The organism is Streptomyces sp. BR123, assembly GCF_013401435.1.
In the GTDB taxonomy this organism is placed as follows: Bacteria; Actinomycetota; Actinomycetes; order Streptomycetales; family Streptomycetaceae; genus Streptomyces.
In genome coordinates, this window is sequence record NZ_JACBGN010000384.1 from 1 (window position 1) to 6111 (window position 6111).

The following is a 6111-nucleotide window of genomic DNA, read 5'->3' on the forward strand; positions in this document are numbered from 1 at the left end:
TGTCGGGGGTGGGGAGGGGGTCCGTCGATTAAGGTGACCAGGTGAAGATCGCGCTCATGGACTCCGGAATCGGCCTCATCGCAGCTGCCGCCGCGATGAGGCGGCTGCGTCCGGACGTCGACCTGGTCCTGTCCTCCGACCCCGTCGGCATGCCCTGGGGGCCGCGTACCCCCGAGGACCTCACCGGGCGTGCGCTCGGTGTCGCCCGTGCCGCCGCCGCGCTCCGCCCGGACGCTCTGATCATCGCCTGCAACACCGCCACGGTCCACGCCCTGCCCACCGTGCGGGCGGAGCTGGAGCCCGCGATCCCCGTGATCGGCACCGTGCCCGCGATCAAGCCGGCCGCGGCCGCCGGGGGGCGCGTGGCGATCTGGGCCACCCCCGCCACCACCGGCAGCCCCTACCAGCGCGGGCTCATCCGTGACTTCGCCTCCGGGGCGCGCGTCACCGAGGTGCCCTGCCCGGGGCTCGCCGACGCCGTCGAGGCCGCGGACGAGGCGGCCATCGAAGCCGCCGTCGCGGCCGCCGCCGCGCTGACCCCGGCCGACGTCACCGACGTCGTCCTCGGGTGCACGCACTACGAGCTCGTCGAGGCGTCCATCCGGGCCGCCCTGGCCGAGCGGACCGGCGGGACCGCGTTCGTCTTCCACGGTTCCGCCGAGGCCGTCGCCCTCCAGGCACTGCGCCGCATCGGCGCCGTCCCGGAGCCCGGGCTGCCCGCCACCGGCGGGCTGACCGTGCTGCTCAGCGGGGACGAGGGCGCGCTGTCCGCCGCCGCGCTCCGCTATGCCGAGGGGCGGCTGCTGGTCGGGGAGGGTGCGGCCCTCGCGCCCGTCCGGAGCTGAGGCACCCGCCCGTCCGCCCCCGCCGCCAGGCGGCGGGCCAGGGTGCGCAGGCCGTCCGCGTCGAGCACGCGGCCCCCGAAGCCGGGCAGCGGCACGTGCAGCGGGGCCGTCCACTCCGCCGGGATCGCCGCCCCGCCGTAGCGGACCCCGGCCAGCGTGCCCGTGACCGCGGCGACCGTGTCGGTGTCCCCGCCCAGGTCCACGGCCGCCCGGACGGCCTGCGCGAAGCCGCCCGTGGTCCGCAGCGCCCACACCGCCGAGCCCAGGCAGGGCCACACCGCGCCGTTGAACTCGGTGGCCAGGTCCGGGTGCCAGTCCGGGTCGAGGACCCGGGCGTACCGCTCGCGCTGCTCCGGGACCACCGCCGCGAGCGCGTCCGGAATGCCGGTCAGCGGATCGGCGCCGGCCAGGCCGACCCGTACGAGCTCGTGCAGGACGGCGGTGCCCTCCCAGGCCGCCGGGTCGCCGTGGGTCAGTGCCGCGATCCGCCGGGCCGCGGCCATGGTCGCCTCCCGTCCCTCGGCGGCGAAGTACACCGCGGACGTCGACGCCCGCATGAGGGAACCGTTGCCGGCGGCTCGCGCGTTCACCTGGAAGTGAAGCGCCGCGGCCAGGTCCCACGGTGCTCCGCCGGTCAGTACGTCCTCGGTCTGCAGTCCGATGTCCTTCGGCCCGGCCGCCGCCCAGCGCCGGAACCGCTCGAAGACGTCGGGGAGTTCGAGCCCGCCGTGCTCCAGCAGCGACTCGCCGACGAGCACGGCCATCTGCGTGTCGTCCGTCGCCTCACCCGGATCCCAGCCGCCGCCCCCGCACATCTCCGCGCCGCGCGCGCTCAGTTCGCCCGCGGGCCCGAACTCGTAGGGCGCGCCGAGGGCATCACCCACGGCCGAGCCGAGCACGGCCCCGACAGCGCGGTCGATCCGGTCGATACGGTCGATACGTTCCATTGGGCTGAATGGCTCGGTCATGTCACTGTTCCTCCCCCGATGGCGCGGGGCATACGCCGGCCGGCACATCCCTCGCGAAGGCGTCCAGATCGTAGGGCCCGGCCGCGGCCGGTGTTTCCGGCGCCCCCGCCCGGCAGGTGCCACACCACCCCGTACTTCGCGAGGGTGAGGGCGCGGGCCTGTGCGGGCCCGTCCGGGAGACCGGCCGCGCCGAGCAGCTGCCGGTGGCGCCGCGCGAAGTCCCCCGCGCCGCCCTGCGAGCCTACGACGGCCGCCGGGCCGCCCAGCGCCTCGCCCTCGCCTCGCCTCGCGGAGCCTGCACCGCTTCATGACGGTGCGCCGCCCGGCCCCGAGGGAGGCGCTCATCGGCCTCCTGCCCGGCTGAAGCGGGCCGATCCGCCGGCCGCCCCGGGTTTGCCCGCGGCCACCGCGGAAGGATGCGGCACAGAGCGGCCGGACGCGGAAAAGGGCGAGGGCGGGAGACGGTGGCGCACATGCGGAACGTGAGTACGCTGCTACTCATGACGGGTCACCCTCCTGGTCCGCTCTGGACGGGCCGGGCAACCAACCAGGCGCAATGGGTCCTGGCCTCGGCCGGGGCCGCCGCGCTGGCCCTCGGCATCGAGCTGGCCGTCGACTCCCCCTGGAGCTCCGGCATCGTGCCCCTGCTGATGGCGGTCGTCGGCTGCCTCGCCGTCGGCCTCCTGATCCTCTACGGCACCCTCGCCTTCGTGCAGGTCGCCGTCACCATCGACGCGGAGGCCGTCGAGGTGCGCTGCGGTCACATCGGGCTCCCCCGCCGCAGGGTCTGCCTCACCGAGATCGCCTCCGCCGAGTACCTCCCGCACATCACCCCCCAGCAGTGGGGCGGCTGGGGCCACCGCTGGCGCCCCGAGAAGGGCACCGCCATCATCGTCCGCCGCGGCGAGGGCCTCGCCCTCCACCTCGGGGACGGCAAGGTGTTCACGGTCACCGTCGACGACGCCGAGAACGCCGTCCGGGTCATCCGCGCCCACCTGCGCGCCCTGGCCGGCTGAGCCGCCCCGGGGGCCGCGATCCCCGGCCGGCCGCCCCCGGCCGCCCCCCGGCCGGGCCTGCCGCGGTGCCCGGTCGGCCGCCCCCGCGAGGCCGCCGGCCGACGCCTGGCCGGCCCGGCCACGTACACTCCGCCAGATGAGCAGCAGTGTCACCGAAGAGCCCCGCGCCACCGGAGCGGAAGCCTCCGCCGGAGCCGAAGCCGCCGCGCCCGCGGGCGGCCGCCTGCCCCAGGGGAAGGCGGCCGCCGCCGTACGCGCGGCCCTCGCCGCCGCCTCCGGCGTACTGCTCTACCTCAGCTTCCCGCCCCGCCCCCTGTGGTGGCTGGCACCCGTCGCCCTCGCCGTCCTCGCCGGCTGCCTCCACGGCCGCCGCGCCCGCGCCGGCTTCGGCTTGGGCGTCCTGCACGGGCTGGGCTTCCTGCTGCCGCTGCTCGTCTGGACCAGCGAGGGCGTCGGCCCGGTCCCGTGGATCGCCCTCGCCACCCTCGAAGCCCTCCTCATCGGCCTCGCCACCCTCGGCATCTCCCTCGTCAGCCGGCTCCCCGCCTGGCCGCTGTGGGGGGCCGCCGCGTGGACCGCCGGCGAGGCCCTGCGCGCCCGCGCCCCCTTCGGCGGCTTCCCCTGGGGCAAGCTCGCCTTCGGACAGGCCGACGGGATCTTCCTGCCGCTCGCCGCCCTCGGCGGCACCCCGCTGCTCTCCTTCGCCATCGCCCTGTGCGGATTCGGCCTGTACGAAGCCCTGCGCACCGCCCTCCACCACCCCCGCCGCGGTGTCGCCGCGCTCGCCGCCCTCGCCGTTGCCGCTCCCGTCGGCGCGGCGCTGGCCGCCCGCCCGCTGGTCTCCGATGCGGCCGAGGACGGCACCGCCACGGCCGCCGTGATCCAGGGCAACGTGCCGCGTGCCGGTTTCGACTTCAACGCCCAGCGCCGCGCCGTCCTCGACAACCACGCCAAGCGCACGGTCCAGCTCGCCGAAGACGTCCGGGCCGGCCGCGCCCCCCGGCCGGACTTCGTGGTCTGGCCGGAGAACTCCTCCGACATCGACCCGTTCACCCAGCCCGACGCCCACCGGGTCATCGACAACGCGGTCAAGGCCATCGGAGTGCCCGTCGCGATCGGCTCCGTACTGGCACCCGAAACCGGCCCGCTCCGCAACACGATGATCCTCTGGGACCCGGCCGAGGGCCCCACGCACACCTACGACAAGCGCAAGATCCAGCCCTTCGGCGAGCGCATCCCCATGCGGTCCGTCGTCCGGATCTTCAGCGCCGACGTGGACCGCGTGCAGCGTGACTTCGGCCCCGGCAAGGAGCCGGGCGTCTTCGACATGGCAGGCAGCGGCATCGGCATGGTCACCTGCTACGAGGCCGCCTTCGACGACGCCGTCCGCTCCACCGTCCGCGCCGGCGCCCAGGTGATCGCCGTACCGAGCAACAACGCCACCTTCGGCCGGACCCAGATGACCTACCAGCAGCTCGCCATGGACCGGGTCCGCGCCGTCGAGCACAGCCGCACCGTCCTCGTCCCGGTCACCAGCGGCGTCAGCGCGGTCATCCGCCCCGACGGCGAGGTCGTGCAGCAGACCGAGATGTTCACCGCGGACGCGCTCGTCGCCGAGGTCCCCCTGCGCTCCACCGAGACCCCCGCCACCCGCCTCGGCCCGCTGCCCGAGTACGCGCTGCTCGCGCTGACCGCCGGCGGTTTCGGCTGGATCCTCCTGCGCCGCGTCCGCGCCCGTCGCAGCGACGCCTGAGCGGTGCGGCGGCGCCGGCCCCGCGAGGACGGCCTCGTAAGGTCGGGGCATGACCACACCTGAGTTCATCCGCGAGATCCGAGCCCACGCCGGGAACCGGCTGCTCCTGCTGCCCGCTGTGACCGCGATCGTCGTCGACGACCGCGGTCGCGTGCTGCTCGGGCGGCGCTCCGACACCGGCCGGTGGGCTGTTGTCGGCGGGATCGCGGAGCCGGGCGAGCAGCCCGCCGACACGGCCGTGCGCGAGGTGTACGAGGAGACGGCCGTGCGGTGCGTCGCGGAGCGCGTGGTGATGGTCGAGATGCTGGAGCCCGTCACCTACCCCAACGGCGACGTCTGCCAGTTCCAGGACATCACCTTCCGCTGCCGGGCCACCGGCGGGGAGGCACGCGCCAATGACGAGGAATCGCTGGAAGTGGCCTGGTTCGCGCCCGACGCGCTGCCCCCGCTGGACCCGTTCGGGCTGAACCGCGTCCGCCGGGCCCTGGGCGACGAGCCGACCTGGTTCGCACCCGCCGGCGAGCTCCCGGAGGAGGTTCCGGCCGGGCCGGCGGGGATCCCGGCGGACCGGCGGGGCGGCGCCCCGGCGTGGGTGCCGGAGGGCATCCCGGAGTGACCGCGCCGCCCCGGGTCCCCGCCCCGGTTCCGGCCTGCGGCTCAGCCCGCGTCGGCCGCCTCCCGGTACAGCTCCACCGCCCGGTCGCCCATCACTGCGCTGTACGAGACGTCCGGGTCCGTGCCCCCGCCCTCATGACCGCCGAGCACCCCGGCCACGGCCCCGTCCACCAGCCACGGACTGCCGCTCGTGCCGCCGCTGAGGCCGGGGCAGTCGATGCGGCGCTGGGTCCCGGAGTACAGGGCGGTGGTGTTCCCGCACCGCAGCGGGGCGTCCTCGGTGCTCGGGTAGCCGATGACCGTCACCGCCGCGTCGTCCGGCTGTTCGGCGGCCACCGGGAACCCTCCGACCGCGTCCTCGACGGACATGCCGTGCCCGCCGTCCACCGGGACCACCGTGGCGAAGGCCAGGTCGGAGTCCGGGTCCTCGCCGTCCGTCCAGTCCGGCGCCACGAACACGTCAGTGAGCCGCCACAGCCCGTGCGGGGCCCTGCCGTCGCGGTAGCCCGGCGCGAAGACCGTGTTCTGCGGATCGCCCACGCAGTGCGCGGCCGTGGCTATCACGTCGCGGCCGTCGCTGCGGACCACGGCGGCGGTGCAGAAGTGGCCCCCGCCGAGGCCCCCGGCGAACAGCGGCCCGATCCGGGCCGCCGCCGCGTCGGGCATCGCCCGTGCCGTCACGCCCAGCGGCGGGACCGCGCCGGCGTCCGGCACGTTCAGGCTCAGCAGGGTGGCCATCGCGGCCAGCGCCGCAAGCGTCCGGGAAGTCCGGCGGACGGCGGAGCGGCGGGCCGGTCGGAGATGCGGGCGCCGGATCATGTTCCGAGCCTCCCCGCCGAAACTGTGACCGGAGCCCGCTATTCCATATGAATCCGCTGTGAATCCCGGCCCGAGGCCCCGCCGCCCGCACCAGC

Annotated in this window: 5 protein-coding genes and 1 pseudogene; 4 read left to right on the top strand and 2 right to left on the bottom strand. The window is 75.9% G+C overall.

Features of this window, described 5'->3' with window-relative positions:
• Positions 1-41: 41 nt before the first annotated feature.
• A complete protein-coding gene (locus tag HYE82_RS33245) occupies positions 42-845 on the top strand; it encodes a glutamate racemase (protein ID WP_179177937.1) in 804 nt (267 codons plus the stop codon).
• On the opposite strand, the gene HYE82_RS33250 is transcribed toward HYE82_RS33245, so the two are convergent.
• Positions 785-1774: an ADP-ribosylglycohydrolase family protein gene (locus HYE82_RS33250; protein WP_179177942.1), complete on the bottom strand. Its 990-nt coding sequence runs from the start codon at positions 1772-1774 to the stop codon at positions 785-787. The genes HYE82_RS33245 and HYE82_RS33250 overlap by 61 nt on opposite strands.
• Positions 1775-2313: 539 nt before the next feature.
• On the opposite strand from HYE82_RS33250, the gene HYE82_RS33255 reads away from it, so the two are divergent.
• The 3 genes and pseudogenes from HYE82_RS33255 to HYE82_RS33265 form a co-directional block, all read left to right on the top strand.
• A complete protein-coding gene (locus tag HYE82_RS33255; protein WP_256988014.1) occupies positions 2314-2829 on the top strand; it encodes a hypothetical protein in 516 nt (171 codons plus the stop codon).
• Positions 2830-2965: 136 nt separating this feature from the next.
• Positions 2966-4582 carry an apolipoprotein N-acyltransferase gene (gene lnt, locus HYE82_RS33260; RefSeq protein WP_179177939.1) on the top strand — a complete coding sequence of 539 codons (1617 nt, stop codon included), beginning with the start codon at positions 2966-2968 and terminating at the stop codon, positions 4580-4582.
• Between the two features lie 49 nt (positions 4583-4631).
• Positions 4632-5099, top strand: a pseudogene (locus HYE82_RS33265) (NUDIX domain-containing protein); the annotation flags it as partial.
• A 140-nt stretch (positions 5100-5239) separates the two neighbouring features.
• Here the strand turns inward: HYE82_RS33265 and HYE82_RS33270 are convergent.
• Positions 5240-6016, bottom strand: coding sequence for a serine protease (locus HYE82_RS33270; RefSeq protein ID WP_179177941.1), 777 nt, complete (start codon positions 6014-6016; stop codon positions 5240-5242).
• Positions 6017-6111 lie beyond the last annotated feature (95 nt).

Excerpts from the sequence above, each read along its gene's own strand:
- HYE82_RS33255 (WP_256988014.1), top strand. The coding sequence starts at position 2,314 with ATGACGGGTCACCCTCCTGGTCCGCTCTGGACGGGCCGGGCAACCAAC.
- lnt (WP_179177939.1), top strand. The coding sequence starts at position 2,966 with ATGAGCAGCAGTGTCACCGAAGAGCCCCGCGCCACCGGAGCGGAAGCC.
- HYE82_RS33270 (WP_179177941.1), bottom strand. The coding sequence starts at position 6,016 with ATGATCCGGCGCCCGCATCTCCGACCGGCCCGCCGCTCCGCCGTCCGC.